Origin of the sequence: Streptomyces sp. STR69 (genome assembly GCF_024519455.1) — a bacterium.
In the GTDB taxonomy this organism is placed as follows: Bacteria; Actinomycetota; Actinomycetes; order Streptomycetales; family Streptomycetaceae; genus Streptomyces.
On sequence record NZ_JALJRY010000022.1, the window covers coordinates 33417 to 51432 of the forward strand.

The following is an 18016-nucleotide window of genomic DNA, read 5'->3' on the forward strand; positions in this document are numbered from 1 at the left end:
GTCACGGCGCCACGCGTGGACCGGTTCAACTCCTTTGACTTCTTTCAGGACTCGCCTTTGGGAAGTCATTGCTGGCCAGCCCTCGCGGGAGATAACTTCAGCTGGCACCACTCGTCATGTACCTGCCCGGGAGGCATCACGTCTCGGGCCTTTTCGTTTCCGGATGATGTGGAGATCCCATGGCTCATCTGCGCCCCAGACGCCGGCTCGCCCTGGCCGTACCGGTCGTGCTGTCGTTGACCGCCTCGCTCGGCTTCCTCCCGTCGACGGCCTCGGCGGTCCCGAGCACGGAGACCAGCGCGCAGACCGCTGACGCGCCCAACCTTGCGTATGTGGTCAACACTCGGCTGGACCACTGGACGATCAACTCGGTCAAGAAGGCGATCAATGCGGCCGGCGGCACCATCGTGGTGACGTACGAGAAGATCGGTGTGATCGTCGTCCACTCGGCGAACCCCGACTTCGGGCCGATCATCCGCAAGGTGCCCGGTGTGCAGTCGGCCGGTGCCACGCGTACGGCGCCGCTGAGCCTCGCCTCGACGACCGACGAGGGCGCGGTGCAGTACCTCTCCAAGGACCAGGCCGCGAAGACGGCGAAGGCCTCCGCCGCGGCCGGTGACAGCGAGCCCCTCGAAGCCGACCAGTGGGACCTGCCCGCGATCGGCGCCGACAAGGCCGCGAAGATCAACCCGGGCAGCAAGAGCGTGACGGTCGCCGTCATCGATGTCGGCGTCGACGACACCCACCCGGACATCGCCCCGAACTTCTCCGCCTCGCAGTCCGCCAACTGCGTGGGCGGCAAGGCCGATACGACGTACGGCTCCTGGCGTCCCGTGGACTCCGCCCACTACCACGGCACGCATGTCGCGGGTGAGATCGCCGCCGCCCGCAACGGCATCGGTGTGGCGGGGGTCGCCCCGGGTGTGAAGGTCGCCGGGATCACGGTGGCCGAGCCGGACTCGACCCAGCTCTTCTACCCGGAGAGCGTGGTCTGCGCGTTCGTGTTCGCCGCGGATCACGGCGTGGAGATCACCAACAACAGCTACTACGTTGATCCTTGGCTGTACAACTGCATGGACGACCCCGATCAACGTGCCATCGTCGATGCGGTCAACAGGGCCCAGTTGTACGCGCAGCACAAGGGCACGCTCAATGTCGCGGCGGCCGGCAACTCGAACGACGACCTCGACTCCGACGCCCTGGTCGACGCCTCCAGCCCCGACGACTCGACCGCGACGACCCGTACGGTCGACCCGCACGAGTGCTTCGACGTGCCGACCCAGCTGCCGGGTGTCGTCACGGTGAGCTCGGTCGGCGTCACCAAGGCCAAGTCGTACTTCTCCAGCTACGGCAAGGGCGTGATCGACGTGGCGGCGCCTGGCGGGGACGCCCGGCAGATCCCGGACACCCCGTCGAAGAACGGCCGCATCCTGTCCACGCTGCCGAACAACACGTACGGCTACCTCCAGGGCACGTCGATGGCGACCCCGCACGTCGCCGCCGTGGCCGCGCTGCTCAAGTCCACGCACCCGCACGCCTCTCCGGCCCAGTTGCAGGCGCTGCTGAAGGCCGAGGCGGACAACCCGGGTTGCCCGACCGACGTGTACGACACCAACGGCGACGGCATCGCGGACGCGACCTGCGTCGGCGGCAAGCGCGTCAACGGCTTCTACGGGTTCGGCATCGTCAACGCGCTGCGGGCGGTCAAGTAACCCTTGTCTCTCTGCTGTTGCGGGTCGGGCGGATCTCCGCCCGGCCCGTTTCGGCCGTACGGGATGATGACCGCCATGGTCGAGCTGAACAAGCGCGAGGACCCCGCCGGACCCGAACCGGTACGTTCCCGGGGGCGGTTGGCGTTCCGCCTCGTGGGCACCGTCGCGATCCTCCCGGCGTGGTGTCTGGTGAACGTCGCCGCCTGGGGTGCGGTGTTGCTCGTGGGCGACCTGTTGGAGCTGGTCTTCGCGTTCAGCGAGTCGGCCGAGCGGCGTGCCGCGAAGGTGGCGGACCGGACACTGAGGCGGGTGCGCGTGCTGCCGTCCTGGTGTGTGACCTGGACGGAGCTGCGGCACCGGGGCAATGCCACGGCCTCCAATATTGATTGAGTCAATACTGCATAGTTCAGTCATGACTGACATCAACATGGCGTGGTCGGCACTGGGTGGCGATCCCGCCCTGGTCCCGCGTATCTCGACCGTCGCGCGCCGAGGGGCGCTCGAAGCGCGGCTTCCCGTACGGGAGTTGGCGCGGGCCTGCGTGGGAGCGTGCGCGCTGGCCGCCGCCGAGTTGGGGGCGCGGCGGGCCGGGCGCACGGAGGTGCCCGGGGTGCGGGTGGACGACGGGGCCGTCGCCACGGCGTTCGTCAGTGAGCGGCATCTGCTGATCGACGGACGGGCGCCGGTCTCCTTCGCGCCGCTGTCGCGGTTCTGGCGGACGGCCGACGGCTGGGTGCGTACCCACGCGAACTATCCGCACCACCGGGCGCGGCTGCTGGGCGCGTTGAGGCTGCCGGGGGACGCCTCCGTGGCGGACGTGGCCGACGTGCTCGCCGAACGGTCCGCGTCGGAGGTGGAGGAGACCGTGTACGGTGCCGGAGGCCTCGCGGTCGCACTGCGGACGGCGGCCGAGTGGGCCGTACACCCGCAGGGTGCCGCGGTGGCCCGGCGGCCTCTCGTCGAGCGCGAGCGGCTCGACACGGCACACGCGCGTGCTCGTGCGCTGCCGCCGTTGAACGGCGATCCGTTGCTGCCGGCCGCCGGGCTGCGGGTGCTCGATCTGACCCGGGTGATCGCGGGCCCGGTCGCCACGCGCACGCTGGCGCTGCTGGGCGCGGACGTGCTGCGCGTGGACGCCCCGAGGTTGCCCGAGGATCCCGACGTGCACGCGGACACCGGTTTCGGGAAGCGGTCGACCCGACTGGATCTCGGCGTGGCGGCCGACCGGCGGACCTTCGGGGAACTGCTCGGGCAAGCCGATGTGGTCGTCACCGGGTACCGGCCGGGCGCCCTGGACCGGTTCGGCCTCTCCCCCGAGGCGCTGGCCGGCCGCCGGCCCGGCCTGATCGTGGCGCAGTTGTCGGCGTGGGGCGCGTACGGGCCGTGGGGCGCGCGGCGCGGGTTCGACAGCCTGGTGCAGGTCGCCACCGGTATCGCGGCTGCCGAGGGATCGCCCGAGCGGCCCGGCGCGCTGCCCGCGCAGGCCCTCGACCACGGGACCGGGTATCTGCTGGCGGCCTCGGCGCTGCGGGCACTGACGGAACAGACGGAGCAGGGTCACGGCCTCGTCCTGCGACTGGCGCTCGCGCGAACCGCCGCCTGGCTGACGGCAGGAGGAGCGGGCGAAGCGGTGAGCGGGGCCGAGAAGCGAGGGACGGACGGAACGGCGTACGGGAGCGAGCGGAGCGGGACGGCGTACAACCAGCCGGATGCCTGGCTGGTCGAGACGGACAGCGGGATCGGGCGGCTGCGGCACGCGCTGTCGCCGGTCTCCTTCACCGGTGGGCCCGTGAACTGGGCGCGTCCGCCGGGCCGTTGGGGCACGGACCCGGCTCGTTGGGCTTGATCCGGGGGTCGGCCGGAAACCTAACCATGAGTGGAATCCGGTTCCGCCAGTCGTTTTGTTGCACTTGCCCGGTTATATGGCGGCTGGTGAAGATCTTGGGGTGACCTTGATACGACCGACTGTCGAAGCGGCCGACACCAGCGGCCCCCGCCGGCGCCCCGGTACGCGCCGGGCCGTCGCCGTACTGGCCCTGGTGCTGCTCGCCGCGCTGATCCCGCTGCTCGGCCCGTCCGCCGCGCTGCACGGCACCGGGGAGGCCGCCGCGCCCGGTGTCGGCGGCATCGCGCTGCTGCGGGCGGTGCTGTTCGGCGCGCTGTGCGTGCCGCTGGGCGAGTTGTTCGTGAACCGGCTGGCGCGCACCGTGCCCGGTGCTCCCCCGAACGGCCCCGGGAGTTGGGCCCTGTACGCGGCCGGTGCCGGATTCGTCGCCGCGCTGGGGCTCGCGTCGGTCGTGGCGACGGGCAATCTGGTGCCGCACAGCCTCGCCGAGATCGATGTCGGCGGCCTCTACCAGTCCCGCGACGGCAAGCTGGCGCTCCTGGAGGTCAACGCGTTCGCCGTGGCGGCCCTGTGCGCCCGGTCGCGCCGACCCGCCGCACAGGTGTGGCCCCTTGCCGCCGTGGTCCTCGCGGAGGCGCTGCGCGCGCACCCGGTGGGCGAGCACAGCCCGCTGGTCGGCTCGGAGCTGACCGCGGTGCATCTGACGTGCGCGGCACTGTGGGTCGGCGGGCTGCTGCACGTACTGCGGACCTTGCGGCAGTGGCGGGAGGCCGAGGCGGGCGCCGCGTTGTTGGGCCTCTACGCGCGCGTGGCCGCTGTGCTGCTCGCCGCGATCACCGCCACGGGGGTGTGGAGTTCGCTGCGCAGGATGCCGGCCGGCACGATCCTGGACCAGCTGACGACGACGGCGTACGGGCGCACCCTGCTCGCCAAAGTACTGCTCGTCGCCACCGTCGCCGTACTCGCGCTGTGGGCGCGCCACCGGCTGCGGCGGGCCACCGATCCGTTGGCCGCCTGCTCACCCGCGCGGGCCGAGGTCGTCGTCCTGGGGGTGGTGGTCGTGATCTCCGGACTGTTGACCGCCCTACCGGTGCCGATCCGCTGGCATTGACCGACTCCAGTGTTGACCGGCACCGACATTGATCAACTCGGCATCGATCAACTGTTGACGACCAGGACCTTCAGGGCCGTGCGCTCGTCCATCGCCTTGTAGCCGTCGGGTACGCCCTCCAGGCCGACCGTCAGGTCGAAGACGGGCGAGGGATCGATGGCGCCGTCCAGGATGTCGGGCAGCAGTTCCGGGATGTACGCGCGGACCGGCGCGACTCCGCCGCGCAGCGCGATGTTCCGGTCGAACATGACCCCGAGGTCGAGGCCGGTGCCGCTGCCGTGCGGCACGCCTACGAAGCCGATGGCGCCGCCGTCGCGCGTGATGTTGACGGCCGTACGCATGGACTGCTCGGTGCCGACCGCCTCGACGACGGAGTGCGCGCCCTGGCCGCGGGTGAGTTCGCGGACTGCCTCGACGGCGGCCTCGCCGCGTTCGGCGACGACGTCGGTGGCGCCGAAGTCGCGCGCGATGGCCGTGCGGGCCTCGTGGCGGCCCAGGGCGATGATCCGTTCGGCGCCGAGGCGCCTGGCGGCGAGCACGGCGCACAGGCCGACCGCTCCGTCACCCACGACGGCGACGGTGGCACCCTTGCGGGCGCCCGCTCCGAGGGCCGCGTGGTGACCGGTGCCCATGACGTCCGACAGGGTCAGCAGCGCGGACAGCAGGTGGTCGTCGGAGGCCGCCTCCTTGGGGAGTCGTACGAGCGTGCCGTCGGCGAAGGGGACGCGCACCGCCTCGCCCTGGCCGCCGTCGTAGCCCACGGCGCCCCAGAAGCCGCCGTGCACGCAGGAGGTGGTGAGGCCCTCGCGGCAGTACGCGCAGACGCCGTCGGACCACATGAAGGGCGCGACCACGAGGTCACCGGCCTTGACGCCGCTCACCTCGGAGCCGGTCTCCTCCACGATCCCGAGGAACTCGTGTCCGATCCGCTGCCCCGGCTGCCGGACCGACTCGCCGCGGTACGCCCACAGGTCGCTGCCGCAGATGCAGGCGCGCAGCACCCGGACCACGGCGTCGGTGGGCAACTGCACCATGGGCTCGGGCACGTCCTCCACGCGCATGTCGAACGGGGCGTGGATGGTGGTGGCGCGCATGGCGAGGGTCCTTCTCGTCGCTGGTCTGCTGGTGCGGTGCGCTCAGGGGGTGGTCGAGCGCACTTCACGGTACGCCGCCGCCGGTGCTGGCCGCGCATCGAGGGCGCCCCGGACCAGCAGGAACTGTGCCGCCGCATAGGTCAGCATGATCCAGAAGTCGGGCACGGGCAGCTGCGGCCAGTCGGCGACGCCGGTCGCGATGAGAGTGTCGGAGAGCATGAAGAGCGCCCCGCCGAGCCCGGCGACCGGGCCGAGCCTGGTGGCCGCGGTGTACGCCATGGCGGTCAGGAGGGCGCTGTAGCAGGCGACGGGGACACGGAGGCCGGTCGGCAGGCCGGGCCACAGCAGGACGACCAGGGTGACGAGGGCGACGGCGTAGCCGACGGCGAGCAGACCCGCACGCGCGCGTGGCGGACCGTGGCGCCGGAACAGGACGAGGTAGCAGACGTGGCCGGCGGCGAAGGAGGCCATCCCGGCCATGAAGGCGGGGTCGGTGTCGGAGAGCAGCAGGACGTCGCCGCCCCAGCCGCACAACAGGGCGGCGACCAGGAGCCGAGGGCCGCCCGCGCGGGCGGCGAACGCGGCGAGCAGCGGCATGAGCAGCGGCTTGGTGACCAGATGGCCGGCGCGGAAGCCCGCGGCGAGGGAGACGAGGTCGAGGACCGTGGCGAGGACGAAGGCAGCCGGCAGCGCCCGGGACGTTCTCACGCGGCCACGGACTCCTCGGTCTGTTCCACCGTGGCCGCCGGCTGCCAGCCCGGTCCCCGGAACACCCGCCCCGCGCGCTCGCGCCAACCGGTCGCCGCCTTCAGGTCCTTGGCGATGGCGACGTACTCATGGGTGGCGACCTTGATCGGGTTGAACGTGTTGATGTTCTTCGTCAACCCATAGACGGGCCGATCGACTTCGGGGACGAACGACCCGAAGAGCCGGTCCCAGACGATCAGGATGCCGCCGAAGTTGCGGTCCAGATAGCCGCCCTGGGACGCGTGGTGGACCCGGTGGTGGGACGGCGTGTTGAAGACGAACTCAAACCAGCGGGGCATCTTGTCGATGCGCTCGGTGTGGATCCAGAACTGGTAGACGAGGTTCACCGAGGAGCAGAAAGCCAGCGCGGCGGGATGCACGCCCAGGGCGACGAGCGGGATGTAGAACGGCCACACCGTGAGGGTCGTCCAGGGCTGGCGCAGGGCCGTCGTGAGGTTGAACCTGCGGCTGGAGTGGTGGACGACGTGACAGGCCCAGAGGATGCGGATCACGTGGTGGCCGCGGTGGGACCAGTAGTAGAAGAAGTCCTGCCCGAGCAGCATCAGCGGGACCGTCCACCACAGCACGGGCACGCGCAGCGGCGTGAGTTCGTAGATCGCGGTGTAGATCGCGACGATCGGGATCTTCCAGAGGAAGTCGAAGACGAGGCTCCCGAGCCCCATGCCGACGCTCGTGGCGGCGTCCTTGGCCTCGTAGCCCGCCGCGTCCTCGTCGGGGTGGACGCGCACGCTGATCATCTCGATCACGGTGAGCAGCACGAAGGCGGGTATCGACCAGAGCACGGCATCGGGCAGGTTCGGCATGGGTGAACCGTAGGACCGCGAATCGGCCACGACTAGACGTTGTTACCCACAAGTATTTCCTGGGGTACGCGCTTGCTTGTTGGCGATCTCCGCCAACGGGCCTGCCGCGCCCGGGCTGTGGGCCCGCTACACCCCCACCGCCCCCAGCAGCGCCCCCGCCGCATAGGTGACCCCCATCGCGAGTGCCCCGCCCATCACGTTCCGCAGCATCGCCGGCCTCGTGTCCGCCGCGCCGAGCCGTGCGCTGCCCCAGCCCGTCAGGAGCAGTGCGGCCAGCGACGACACCACGGTGACGCCGAGCCGCCAGTCGGCCGGAGGCAGGACGATCGCCAGCAGCGGCAGCAGCGCGCCGACCGTGAAGGACAGGAAGCTCGCCCAGGCCGCGTGCCAGGGATTGGTGAGGTCGTCGGGGTCGATGTTGAGCTCCACGCGCGCGTGGGCGCGCAGCGCGTCGCGTTCCGTGAGCTGGGCCGCTGCCTCCATGGCCACCTCACGGGACAGACCGCGGTCCTGGAGAAGTCCGGTCAACTCCTCCAGTTCGGCCTCCGGTTGCTCCCTCAACTCTCGCTTCTCCAAGGCCAGGGCGGCCTTCTCCGAGTCGCGCTGGGTGGAGACCGACACATACTCCCCCGCCGCCATCGACATGGAGCCGGCGAGGAGACCCGCCAGGCCTGCCGTCAGCAGTGCCGAGCGGTCGTCCGTGGCGCCGGCCACGCCGACGACGAGCCCCGCGGTGGACACGATGCCGTCGTTGGCGCCGAGGACCGCGGCCCGCAGCCAGTTCAGCCGCGAGCCCAGCGTGCCCTCGTGGGCCTCGTCATGGCTCTGGTCGTTGCTCGGTTCCGTCACACCGCGAAGGATCCCACCACCGGCCTCACCACACCCGTACCGACGCCCCCCGGGCGAACACCGGGCTCGTGGCGTCCGCCGGCGGTTCGGCGAGCGGCTCCGCGATCTCGGTCACCGTGGGGCCGACCTTCGCCGCGATCGGGTCCAGGAGGTCCAGGTCGAAGCCGTACACGCGGGCCGCGTTGCCGCCGAGCATGGCGGCGACCTCGTCGCTCGGCACGCGCGCGTACGCGAAACGCAGGCCCTCCCTGGAGTACGGATAAGTGCCCTCGTCGTGCGGGTAGTCGCTGCCCCACATGATCTTCTCGATGCCGATGCGGTCGCGCAGGGGCACCTCGTGCGGGCGCATGAAACTGGCGCCCACGAAGCAGTTGTCGCGCCAGACCTCCGACGGCCCCTTGCCCATGGAGGCGGCGAGCCCCGCGCCGAACTTGGACTCCGCGGTGGACGCCTTCGCAGCCGCCGCGACCAGGCGCCCGTGGTAGTAGTCCAGCATGTCGAGCACCCCGGGTATCCAGCCGGAACCCTGCTCGGTCAGCACCAGTTTCAGGTCCGGGTGGCGGCGGAAGGCACCGCCGAAGATCAGGTGCCACAGGGCGCGGTGCGAGAACCAGGTCGTCTCGACCATGAACACCGCGCGGGCGGCCGGTTCGTCGCCGAGGGGCGGGGCGGCCGAGCCCGCGTGGTGGTTGACGGGCACGCCGAGTTCCGCGCACACGGCCCAGATCGGGTCGTACGTCGACGAGTAAAGCTCCGGCAGCCCCGAGCCCGGTGGAGTACCGGGGAGCAACAGGCCGCCCCTGAGGCCCGCTTCGACCGCCCGGCGGATCTCCTTGACGGCCTCCTGGACGTCGTTCAGGAGGATCTGGAAGACACCCGCCCGCCGGCCCGGCGCAGCCGCGCAGAAGTCCGCAAGCCAGCGGTTGTGGGCGCGCAGGCCGGCCCAGCGGCGCTCGAACTCCTCGGCCGTCGGCGCGGGCGCCATCAGGGAGCCGGACGGGAAGAACGGCGGGATGGTGTTCGGGAAGACGACCTCGGCGACGATCCCGTCCTGCTCCAGCTCCGCGATCCGCCGCGCGGAGTTCCAGTTCTTGTCGGCGGTGTCGGCGACCAGGTCCTCGTACGGGTTGACGTACGTGGCCGCCCACGCGTCGAACTCGTCGTGGTAGCGCTTCTCCAAGTAGGGCCGGTAGTCGAGGAGATCGGCGCCCGCGTGGCAGTCGGCCGAGATGACCGTGTACCGGTCCTCGCTCGCGGGCCTCATGGGGTCTGTGGCACTCATGGCGTCACCCCCAGGACCGGGAAGTCGTGGTCGGTCAGCCAGTGCCGCCCGACCTCGCGGGAGCGTGCCCAGGACGCCGTCACGGCCTCCTGGTCGTCCTGCTGGCCGAGTTCGGCGGGGGTGGGGCCGATCCGGCGGGCCAGGGGCTCCAGGGCCGCCACGTCGAAGCCGAAGGCGTCGGCCGCCGCCAGGCCCAGCATGCGACGCGTCTCGTCGACCGGGATGTCGTGGAAGGTGCGCTTCAGCCACGCGCGCGTGTCGGGCCAGGTGCCCTCGGGATGCGGGAAGTCGCTGCCCCAGAGGATGTTGTCGACGCCGATCTCGTACCGCTGGGCCAGTTCGCGGCGCTTGGTGTTGGTGGCGCAGATGAAGACCTGCCGGTCGAGGTACTCGCTCGGCGGCCGTTTCAGCTCCGCGAACGGCGAGAGCTTCTTGCCGCCGTGGGCGCCCAGGTAGAGCCGGTCCATGAACCACAGCTGGTTCGGCAGCCACCAGCAACCCGACTCCGCGACACCGAACTTGAGACCCGGGTGGCGTTCGAAGACTCCGGACCAGAGCAGGAACCAGAGGGGCCGGGCGGGCCACCAGGTCACCTCGCTGACGTAGATGCCCAGGTGGTCGCCGTACTCGTGGCGGGGCGCGGCCCCGGAGTGGGTGAGTACGGGCATCGCGCACTCGGCGGCGGCAGCCCACACGGGGTCGTAACGGCGGTCGTGGTAGGGCTCCTTGTCGACCCACATGGAGGGGATCATCAAGGCGCCGAGGCCGGACTTCTTGGCTCGGTGGATCTCCGCGACGACCTTCTCCGTGGGGGCCGTCACCGGCAACAGGGCCACCCCGCAGTGCCGTTGGGGGTTCTCGGAGACGAAGTCGGCGAGCCAGCGGTTGTGGGCCTGCGCGCCCGCCATGCCCAACTCGGGGTCCTGGTCCCCGGAGAGGCCGAGTCCGACTCCGAAGGGTGCGGCCGTCTGGCTGTCCACGGCGTCGGCGTCCGGGAAGACCACCTCGGCGGCCACCCCGTCGCCGTCCAGCTCCTTGAGGCGCTGTGCGGTGTCCCAACCCCCGCGCAGGCCCTCCTCGTTGTCCTGGAACCACTTGGTGGCGAACGCCTCGTTGCGGATGCCGAGCCGGGTCATCTCCTCGCGGCGCCGGTCGCGTCCGGCGAGGAACTCGTCGAAGTCCCGGTGGAACCGGGCGTCCAGATAGGGCCGGTACTCCTCGGTGGGCAGTCCGGCGTGGCAGTCGGAGGAGATGATCAGGTACGGCTCCTGGTCGGTCACAACAGCCCCCTCAGTCCAGGATGAAGCTTTCGAGGTACGACGGGTTCGCCCGGTCGAGCATCGAGGCCGCCCGGGCCCGGATCTGGGCGTCGCTGTGCTCGCTCTCGGGCAGCAGCCAGAAGCGGTCCGCGCGGATACCGTCCACGACGAGGCCGGCGACCTCCTCGACGGGCGTGAAGGCGACCTCCTTGCCCGCCGCCTTCATGGCGGTCTCCCACTGGTCGAGGCTGCGGTAAGGGGTCCTACGGGGGCGCTCCTTGGCGTACCGGTCGGGCCGGTTGCGGTGCGACTCCCACAGGCCGGTGCGCAGCATGTGCGGCCCCGGGAAGAGCACCGAGGCACCCACGCGCGCGTGCTCCGCTCTCAAGTGGGCGTACAGGGACTCGGTCATCGTCACGACGGCCGCCTTGGTGACCGCGTACACGGAGGCGGTGGGCAGCGGGGCGATACCGCCGTCCCCGGAGGACGTGTTGACGACATGACCGGGTTGACCCGACTTGATCATCCTCGGGACGAACGCCTGGATGCCGTGGAAGACGCCCCACACATTGACGGCGAACGCCCACTGCCAGTCGTTCGGTTCGTGCTCCCACATCCGGCCCTCGGCACCCGAGCCGACGCCCGCGTTGTTGCACAGGACATGTACGGCGCCGTACGTGTCGTACGCCGACTCGGCCAGATCCAGGACCTGTTGGCGTACGCCGACGTCGACCACGCGCGCGTGCACGTCGGCGCCGTCCGCGCGCAGATCGGCGGCGGCCTTGTCGAGGGCGCCCTGCTCGACGTCGGCGAGGACCACCTTGAGCCCGTCGGCGGCGAACCGCCGTGCCATCGCGAGCCCGATCCCGCTCGCGGCCCCGGTGACGACTGCGACCTGCCCCTCCGTCAACTCCATCAGGCACTCCCCTCGGGAGGCCCGTCGTGGATCTGCTGCGGGTCGTCGTAGCGCTGGTGGATGTACGGCAACAGGGCCCGCGCGTCGACCCGTTCGACGACCTTGCCGCGCTGGTCGCTGGTCTTCTCGCCGATGGTGATGTCGACGAGGGTGCGTACGGGGAGGTCGGCGACCGGGTCGTACATGGACTCGCGCAGGACGACGTCCCCGGTGACGCGTTCGAGGCGGCGGACCTTCTCGTTGCGCAGGCAGTGCACGAGCACCGGGTCGGCGTCGAAGCCCGAACCGTCCACCGCGGGAAGGAACTTGAAGTAGAAGTCGGTCTTCTGTGTCGGCCCGGGGAGGGGCAGCTCCTCGCTGACCGCGCCGCGGACCTCGACGAAGGCGATGCCGTGCCGGGCCAGGGACGCGTGCACGACGAGGCCCACGCGTTCGACGGTGACCTCGCCGAGCTTCTTGGGCTCGCCGAAGACCTCACGGCCGCCGGTGAGGGCCCGTTCGTGGGTCATCGGCATGACCAGCGGGTACCAGCCCTCGACGCCGTCGTGCGCGGCGGCGACCGCGAACGAGCCCGCGCCCAGGGGATATCCGGTCAGTTCGACCCTGCTGATGTTCACCCGGACCAGGGGCCGCCCGGTGGGCTTGAGCGGCGGCGGAAGGACCGCCGCGACCGCGTCCGGGTCGCTCTCCCAGACGGCCACCACACCGGTGGACCAGATGTCGGGGAGCTTCGCGCTCGCTGTGCGTGCGGCGGCGATCTCCGCCTGGGTCCGTGCGCCGTACCGTACGCGTGCCATACGCCGTACCGCCCTTCGTAGGCCGTCATCCGTCAGGCGGGCAGCACGCTTGCACCAGGCGGGCAAAAGGTCCATAGCCACGCGCGCGTGCGTTCGGCGGACCCGAACGGGCGGGCGGGACAAGCCACCTGAGGGACGGGGCTGTCAGTGACGGCCCGTATCCTCAGTGACCATGCTCGAAGACCACTCGCCCGCAGTGTCCGCAGCCGCTCCGTGGCCGGCCGCGTATCCCCAGGGGTATGCGGTAGTTGACGTGGAGACCACCGGTCTGGCCCGGGACGACCGGATAATCTCCGCAGCCGTGTACCGGCTGGACGCGCTCGGCGAGGTCGAGGACCACTGGTACACGATGGTCAACCCGGAGCGCGATCCCGGCCCGGTGTGGATTCACGGTCTGACGAGTGACGTACTGGAGGGCGCGCCCCTCTTCAAGGACATCGCCGAGGAGTTCGCGACCCGCCTGGAGGGCCGGGTGCTGGTCGCGCACAACGCGGTCTTCGACTGGCAGATGATCGCGCGGGAGTACGCGCGCGTGCAGATCGAGCCGCCGGTCCGGCAGCGGCTGTGCACCATCGCGCTCTCCAAGGAGCTGGCCCTGCCGCTGCCCAACCACAAGCTGGAGTCCCTGGCGGCGCACTTCGGTGTCGTGCAGCAGCGCGCGCACCACGCGCTGGACGACGCGCGCGTGCTCGCCGAGGCGTTCCGGCCGAGCCTGCGGGCGGCGGCACAGGGCGGCGTACGACTGCCGCTGCACGAGTGCCGGCCGCTGACCGAGTGGACCGCCGACCGGCCCGCGCCCCGCATCGGGCAGCAGGCGGGTGGCTACAGCGGCTACGGGGCGGGCAGTTGGCGTCCCGCGCGCAAGCGGCCCGCGTGCCCCTACCCGAACCCGGGTCGGTTCGAGGACGGCAAGCCGCTCAAGCAGGGGATGCGGATCGCGTTCTCCGGGGACACGTCCATCGAGCGCGAGCTCCTGGAGGACCGTGCCGTGGAGGCCGGGCTGCATGTCGCCACGAGCCTGTCCCGGCTGACCAGCCTGCTGGTCACGAACGACCCGGACTCGGGCACCTCGAAGGTGGTCAAGGCCCGCCAGTTCGGCACGCCCGTGGTGGACGAGGCGGCCTTCGGGCAACTGCTCCGGGACGTCGAGCAGGCGGACTGAGCGCGCCACGGGGAGCCGTACGGACGGGTGATTGGGACGCGACTCGCCCCGCGTCCGCTCGCCCGTGCCGGGCGGACGGCCCACCCTGTGGCGCATGGCGAGATGTGAAGTGTGCGGCAATGACTACGGCATGAGCTTCGAGGTGCACGCGCAGGGCGCGGTACACGTCTTCGACTGCTTCTCGTGCGCGATCCACCGCATGGCCCCGATCTGCGAGCACTGCCGGGTGCAGATCATCGGCCAGGGCGTGGAGGTCGAGGGCCACTGGTTCTGCGGCGGCCACTGTGCGCGGGCGGAGGGGAAGGTGGGCATCATCGACAAGGTCTGAGGACAGTCCGAGGACAGACCCCCCTGAATGCGCCCCGCGACCGAGTTGTACGGTCGTGGGGTGTACCGCTTCCTGATGTCCCGGCAGTGGGTGATCCTCGCGTTGATCACCCTTCTCCTGATCCCCACGATGATCAGGCTGGGCATCTGGCAGATGCACCGCTACGAGATGCGCAGCGCCCGCAACCAGTTGGTCGCGAACGCCCTGCACGCCAAGCCGGTCCCCGTGGAGACGATCAGCACCCCCGGGCACGCGGTGACCCGTACCGAGAAGTACCGCACCGTCACCGCGACGGGCACCTTCGAGACCTCCAAGGAAGTCGTCGTCCGGCGTCGCACCAATGACGACGACGAGGTCGGCTTCCATGTACTCACCCCGTTCGTGTTGACGGACGGCAAGGTGGTGTTGATCAACCGTGGGTGGATCCCGGCGAACGGCGCGCAGACCGCCTTCCCGAAGATCCCCGCACCGCCGAGCGGCAGGACCACGATCACCGGGCGTCTGATGGCCGACGAGACGACCGCGGCCAGTGGCATCAAGGACATCAAGGGCCTGCCCGACCGCCAGATCATGTTGATCAACAGTGAGGAACAGGCGAAGCGGCTCAACGCCCAGGTGCTCGGCGGCTATGTCGAGCAGACGGCGCCCGAGGCGAAGGGCGACACCCCGGAGCAGATCTCCGACCCGGGCAAGGAAGACGCCCCGCTGAACTACGCGTACATGATCCAGTGGTGGCTGTTCGCGGCGGCTGTCCCGGTCGGCTACGTCGTCCTGGCGCGGCGCGAGGCCCGCGACCGCCGGGAGGCGGCGGCCAAGGAGCAGGAGACGGAGCAGGCGGAACCGGCGACGGTCTGACCCCCGCGCTTCACCCGCCCGGCCCCGAACCTTGATTGCCCCGCCGGTAGGGAGGGAACCCGCACCCCGTGCACCCACGTATCGAGGACTACGCCCTCATCGGCGACGAACAGACCGCGGCCCTGGTCGGCATGGACGGCTCGGTCGACTGGCTGTGCCTGCCGCGCTTCGACTCGGCCGCCTGCTTCGCCAGACTGCTCGGTGACGAGGAGAACGGCCACTGGCGCATCGCCCCCGCGGGCGCGGACCGCTGCACCCGCCGCGCCTACCGCCCCGACACCCTGGTCCTGGACACCGAGTGGGAGACCGCCGAGGGCACGGTACGCGTCACCGACCTGATGCCCCAGCGCCACCGCGCCCCCGATGTCGTGCGCGTCGTGGAAGGCCTGAGCGGCACGGTCACCGTCCGCAGCACGCTCCGCCTGCGCTTCGACTACGGCGCGGTCGTGCCGTGGGTGCGCAGGGCGGACGGGCACCGGGTGGCCGTCGCGGGTCCCGACTCGGTGTGGCTGCGCAGCGAACCCGAGGTGCGCACCTGGGGCGAGGACTTCAGCACCCTCTCGGAGTTCACCGTCGAGGCCGGGCAGAAGGTCGCCTTCGTCCTCACCTGGCATCCCTCGCACGAGCCGCGTCCGCCGCTCGTCGACCCGTACAAGTCGCTGCGGCACAGCGTCGCGGACTGGGAGCGCTGGACGGCCCGCTGCCGCTACGACGGCCCCTACAGGGACGCGGTCGTCCGTTCCCTGATCACCCTCAAGGCCCTCACCTACCGCCCGACCGGCGGCATCGTGGCCGCGGCCACCACCTCGCTGCCCGAGGAGATGGGCGGCGTACGCAACTGGGACTACCGCTACTGCTGGCTGCGCGACTCCAGTCTCACCCTCGGCGCCCTCGTCACCGCGGGCTACCACAAGGAGGCCGAGGCCTGGCGCGACTGGCTGCTGCGCGCGGTCGCGGGCGATCCGGCGGACCTGCAGATCATGTACGGCGTGGCGGGCGAGCGGCGGCTGCCCGAGTTCGAACTGCCGCACCTGACCGGCTTCGGCGGCTCGGCGCCCGTACGGATCGGCAACGGCGCCGTCAACCAGCTCCAACTCGACGTCTACGGGGAGGTCATGGACTCCCTGTGGCTGGCCCGGCGCGCGGGTCTGTCGCCCAAGCCGCACATGTGGTCGTTGCAAAGCGTCCTCCTGGAGTGGCTGCGCGCGCAGTGGCAGCAGCCCGACGAGGGCCTGTGGGAGGTGCGCGGCGGGCGCCGGCACTTCGTGCACTCCAAGGTCATGGTGTGGGTGGCCGCCGACCGGGCCGTACGCACTCTGGAGGAGTACGCCGACCTCCCCGGGGACCTGTCGGGCTGGCGCGAGCTGCGGGACGCGGTGCACAAGGACGTGTGCGAGAAAGGCTTCGACCCGGTGCGCAACACGTTCACGCAGTACTACGGCTCGCAGGAACTCGACGCCGCCCTGCTGCTCATCCCCCGCTTCGGTTTCCTGCCGCCCGACGATCCCCGGGTCGTCGGCACGGTCGACGCGGTCCAGGCGGCGCTCGGCCACGACGGCTTCGTACGCCGCTACGACACCGCCGCCGACACCCCCGTGGACGGGCTGCCGGGCGACGAGGGCACCTTCCTGGCGTGCTCGTTCTGGCTCGTGGACGCGCTGCACCTGACGGGCCGTACGAAGGAGGCCCAGGTGCTGTTCGAGCGTCTGGTGGGGCTCGCGAACGACGTGGGGCTGCTCGCGGAGGAGTACGACCCGGTGGCCGGCCGTCAACTGGGCAACTTCCCGCAGGCGTTCAGCCACATCGGCCTGGTGAACACCGCCCTCACCCTGTTCGGGGACGAGAAGGCAGGATAGGGACCATGGATCTTGGACTGAAGGACCGGGTGTACGTCGTCACCGGCGCCACCCGTGGACTGGGCAACGCCGCCGCGCGCGAGCTGGTGGCCGACGGCGCGAAGGTCGTCGTCACCGGGCGGGACGAACAGCGGGCCGCCGAGGCGGCGGCCCGACTGGGGCCGAACGCGGTGGGCGTCGCTGTCGACAACGCCGACGCGGAGGCGCCGGTCCGGCTGATCGCCGCCGCGCGCGAGCACTTCGGGGGCTTCGACGGCATCCTCGTGAGCGTCGGCGGGCCGCCGCCCGGGTTCGTCGCGGACACCACCGACGAGCAGTGGCAGGCCTCGTTCGAGTCGGTGTTCCTGGGCGCGGTACGGCTCGCCCGCGCGGCGGCCGGGGAGCTGGAGGCGGGCGGGGTCATCGGCTTCGTGCTGTCCGGTTCGGTGCACGAGCCGATTCCCGGGCTGACGATCTCGAACGCGCTGCGGCCCGGCCTGGCCGGTTTCGGCAAGTCCCTCGCGGACGAGCTGGGCCCGCGCGGCATCCGTGTCGTCGGGCTGCTGCCCGCCCGCATCGACACGGACCGCGTACGCGAGCTGGACGGCCTCTCCGCGGACCCGGAGGCCACCCGCGCGGCCAACGAGTCGCGGATCCCGCTGCGGCGGTACGGGACGCCGGACGAGTTCGGACGCGTGGCGGCGTTCCTGCTGTCGCCGGCCGCGTCCTATCTGACGGGGATCATGGTGCCGGTCGACGGTGGGATGCGGCACGGGTTCTGACGGACCGTCAGCTCAACCCGTCGGCTCAACCGGTCAACTCACCCGCTCCGCACGGTGCTTGACTCCCGTCAGCTGTACCTCCGTCGGGAGCGCGTCCAGGCCCGCCGAGTCTCGGGCGTGGGCCAGGGCGTTGGCCGTCAGGTGGTCGAGAGCGACTCCGGGGTCCACGTGCGGTTCCAGGCTGAGCCGGACGCGGGCCTCGGGTGCGGTACGGGTGCCGGCCAGCCGCACGTGCGCGTGGGCCACGCCGTCCAGGTCGCCCGCGTCGGTGGCGAGGACGCCCTCCAGGGCCCGGCCCCGCAGCAGCGCGCCCTCGCCGTCGCCGGTGCGGACCGCGACCTCGGTGAGCCGGCGCCGCCGTAGCACCGCGACCAGCCACCACAGGGCCAGCAGGACGAGGACCGCGAGCGCGGCGAGGACCGTCGGCCACCACCAGCCGTCGGCCCGCCAGCGGGTCCGCCGGGCGTTGCTCAGCAGGACGTCGTGCCGCCCGTCGTAGATCCACCACGACGGCGGCTTCACGCCCAGCCCTACGGCCAGTACGGAGCCGCCGAGCACGAGCAGCGCGAGACCGACGACACCGATCACCACACGGTTGACGACCCTCAGCACCGCGC

At 71.2% G+C, this 18016-nt stretch carries 18 protein-coding genes; 9 read left to right on the forward strand and 9 right to left on the reverse strand.

Annotated features, from left to right (window positions below; all coding sequences use genetic code 11):
* Positions 1-179: 179 nt before the first annotated feature.
* From OC490_RS34160 to OC490_RS34175, 4 genes are all read left to right on the forward strand, one after another.
* A complete protein-coding gene (locus OC490_RS34160) occupies positions 180-1712 on the forward strand; it encodes a S8 family serine peptidase (protein WP_262061896.1) in 1533 nt (510 codons plus the stop codon).
* Between the two features lie 75 nt (positions 1713-1787).
* Positions 1788-2102 carry a hypothetical protein gene (locus OC490_RS34165; protein ID WP_262061897.1) on the forward strand — a complete coding sequence of 105 codons (315 nt, stop codon included), beginning with the start codon at positions 1788-1790 and terminating at the stop codon, positions 2100-2102.
* 22 nt (positions 2103-2124) lie between these two features.
* A complete protein-coding gene (locus tag OC490_RS34170; protein WP_262061898.1) occupies positions 2125-3558 on the forward strand; it encodes a CoA transferase in 1434 nt (477 codons plus the stop codon).
* Positions 3559-3658: 100 nt separating this feature from the next.
* Complete coding sequence (locus OC490_RS34175) at positions 3659-4669, forward strand: CopD family protein (protein ID WP_262061899.1); 1011 nt, start codon at positions 3659-3661, stop codon at positions 4667-4669.
* 47 nt (positions 4670-4716) lie between these two features.
* On the opposite strand, the gene OC490_RS34180 is transcribed toward OC490_RS34175, so the two are convergent.
* From OC490_RS34180 to OC490_RS34215, 8 genes are all read right to left on the reverse strand, one after another.
* Complete coding sequence (locus OC490_RS34180) at positions 4717-5763, reverse strand: zinc-dependent alcohol dehydrogenase family protein (protein ID WP_262061900.1); 1047 nt, start codon at positions 5761-5763, stop codon at positions 4717-4719.
* A 42-nt stretch (positions 5764-5805) separates the two neighbouring features.
* Positions 5806-6471, reverse strand: coding sequence for a lysoplasmalogenase (locus OC490_RS34185; protein WP_262061901.1), 666 nt, complete (start codon positions 6469-6471; stop codon positions 5806-5808).
* Complete coding sequence (locus tag OC490_RS34190; protein ID WP_262061902.1) at positions 6468-7334, reverse strand: sterol desaturase family protein; 867 nt, start codon at positions 7332-7334, stop codon at positions 6468-6470. Before OC490_RS34190 ends, OC490_RS34185 begins: the two co-directional genes overlap by 4 nt.
* A gap of 126 nt (positions 7335-7460) precedes the next feature.
* Entirely contained in the window at positions 7461-8183 is a 723-nt protein-coding gene (locus OC490_RS34195) for a VIT family protein (protein WP_262061903.1), read from the reverse strand.
* Positions 8184-8208: 25 nt separating this feature from the next.
* Positions 8209-9465 carry an amidohydrolase family protein gene (locus OC490_RS34200; RefSeq protein WP_262061904.1) on the reverse strand — a complete coding sequence of 419 codons (1257 nt, stop codon included), beginning with the start codon at positions 9463-9465 and terminating at the stop codon, positions 8209-8211.
* The gene (locus OC490_RS34205; RefSeq protein WP_262061905.1) at positions 9462-10745 is read right to left on the reverse strand and encodes an amidohydrolase family protein; all 1284 of its coding nucleotides are present in this window, start codon (positions 10743-10745) and stop codon (positions 9462-9464) included. The genes OC490_RS34200 and OC490_RS34205 overlap by 4 nt, the downstream gene beginning before the upstream one ends.
* A 10-nt stretch (positions 10746-10755) precedes the next feature.
* Positions 10756-11640, reverse strand: a complete 885-nt coding sequence (locus tag OC490_RS34210; RefSeq protein ID WP_262061906.1) for an SDR family NAD(P)-dependent oxidoreductase — start codon at positions 11638-11640, stop codon at positions 10756-10758.
* Positions 11640-12437 (reverse strand): acetoacetate decarboxylase family protein, encoded by a 798-nt coding sequence (locus OC490_RS34215; RefSeq protein ID WP_262061907.1) that lies wholly within the window; start codon positions 12435-12437, stop codon positions 11640-11642. The genes OC490_RS34210 and OC490_RS34215 overlap by 1 nt, the downstream gene beginning before the upstream one ends.
* Before the next feature lie 172 nt (positions 12438-12609).
* On the opposite strand from OC490_RS34215, the gene OC490_RS34220 reads away from it, so the two are divergent.
* The 5 genes from OC490_RS34220 (at position 12610) to OC490_RS34240 (ending at position 17399) form a co-directional block, all read left to right on the forward strand.
* Positions 12610-13599, forward strand: coding sequence for a DEDDh family exonuclease (locus OC490_RS34220; protein WP_262061908.1), 990 nt, complete (start codon positions 12610-12612; stop codon positions 13597-13599).
* Positions 13600-13693: 94 nt separating this feature from the next.
* Positions 13694-13927: a hypothetical protein gene (locus OC490_RS34225; protein ID WP_078532401.1), complete on the forward strand. Its 234-nt coding sequence runs from the start codon at positions 13694-13696 to the stop codon at positions 13925-13927.
* Between the two features lie 60 nt (positions 13928-13987).
* Positions 13988-14782 (forward strand): SURF1 family protein, encoded by a 795-nt coding sequence (locus OC490_RS34230; RefSeq protein WP_315986721.1) that lies wholly within the window; start codon positions 13988-13990, stop codon positions 14780-14782.
* A 68-nt stretch (positions 14783-14850) separates the two neighbouring features.
* Positions 14851-16638: a glycoside hydrolase family 15 protein gene (locus OC490_RS34235; RefSeq protein WP_262061910.1), complete on the forward strand. Its 1788-nt coding sequence runs from the start codon at positions 14851-14853 to the stop codon at positions 16636-16638.
* Between the two features lie 5 nt (positions 16639-16643).
* Positions 16644-17399, forward strand: coding sequence for an SDR family oxidoreductase (locus OC490_RS34240; protein ID WP_262061911.1), 756 nt, complete (start codon positions 16644-16646; stop codon positions 17397-17399).
* A 33-nt stretch (positions 17400-17432) separates the two neighbouring features.
* Here OC490_RS34240 and amaP read toward each other — a convergent pair whose 3' ends face one another.
* Positions 17433-18011 carry an alkaline shock response membrane anchor protein AmaP gene (gene amaP, locus OC490_RS34245; RefSeq protein WP_262061912.1) on the reverse strand — a complete coding sequence of 193 codons (579 nt, stop codon included), beginning with the start codon at positions 18009-18011 and terminating at the stop codon, positions 17433-17435.
* Positions 18012-18016 lie beyond the last annotated feature (5 nt).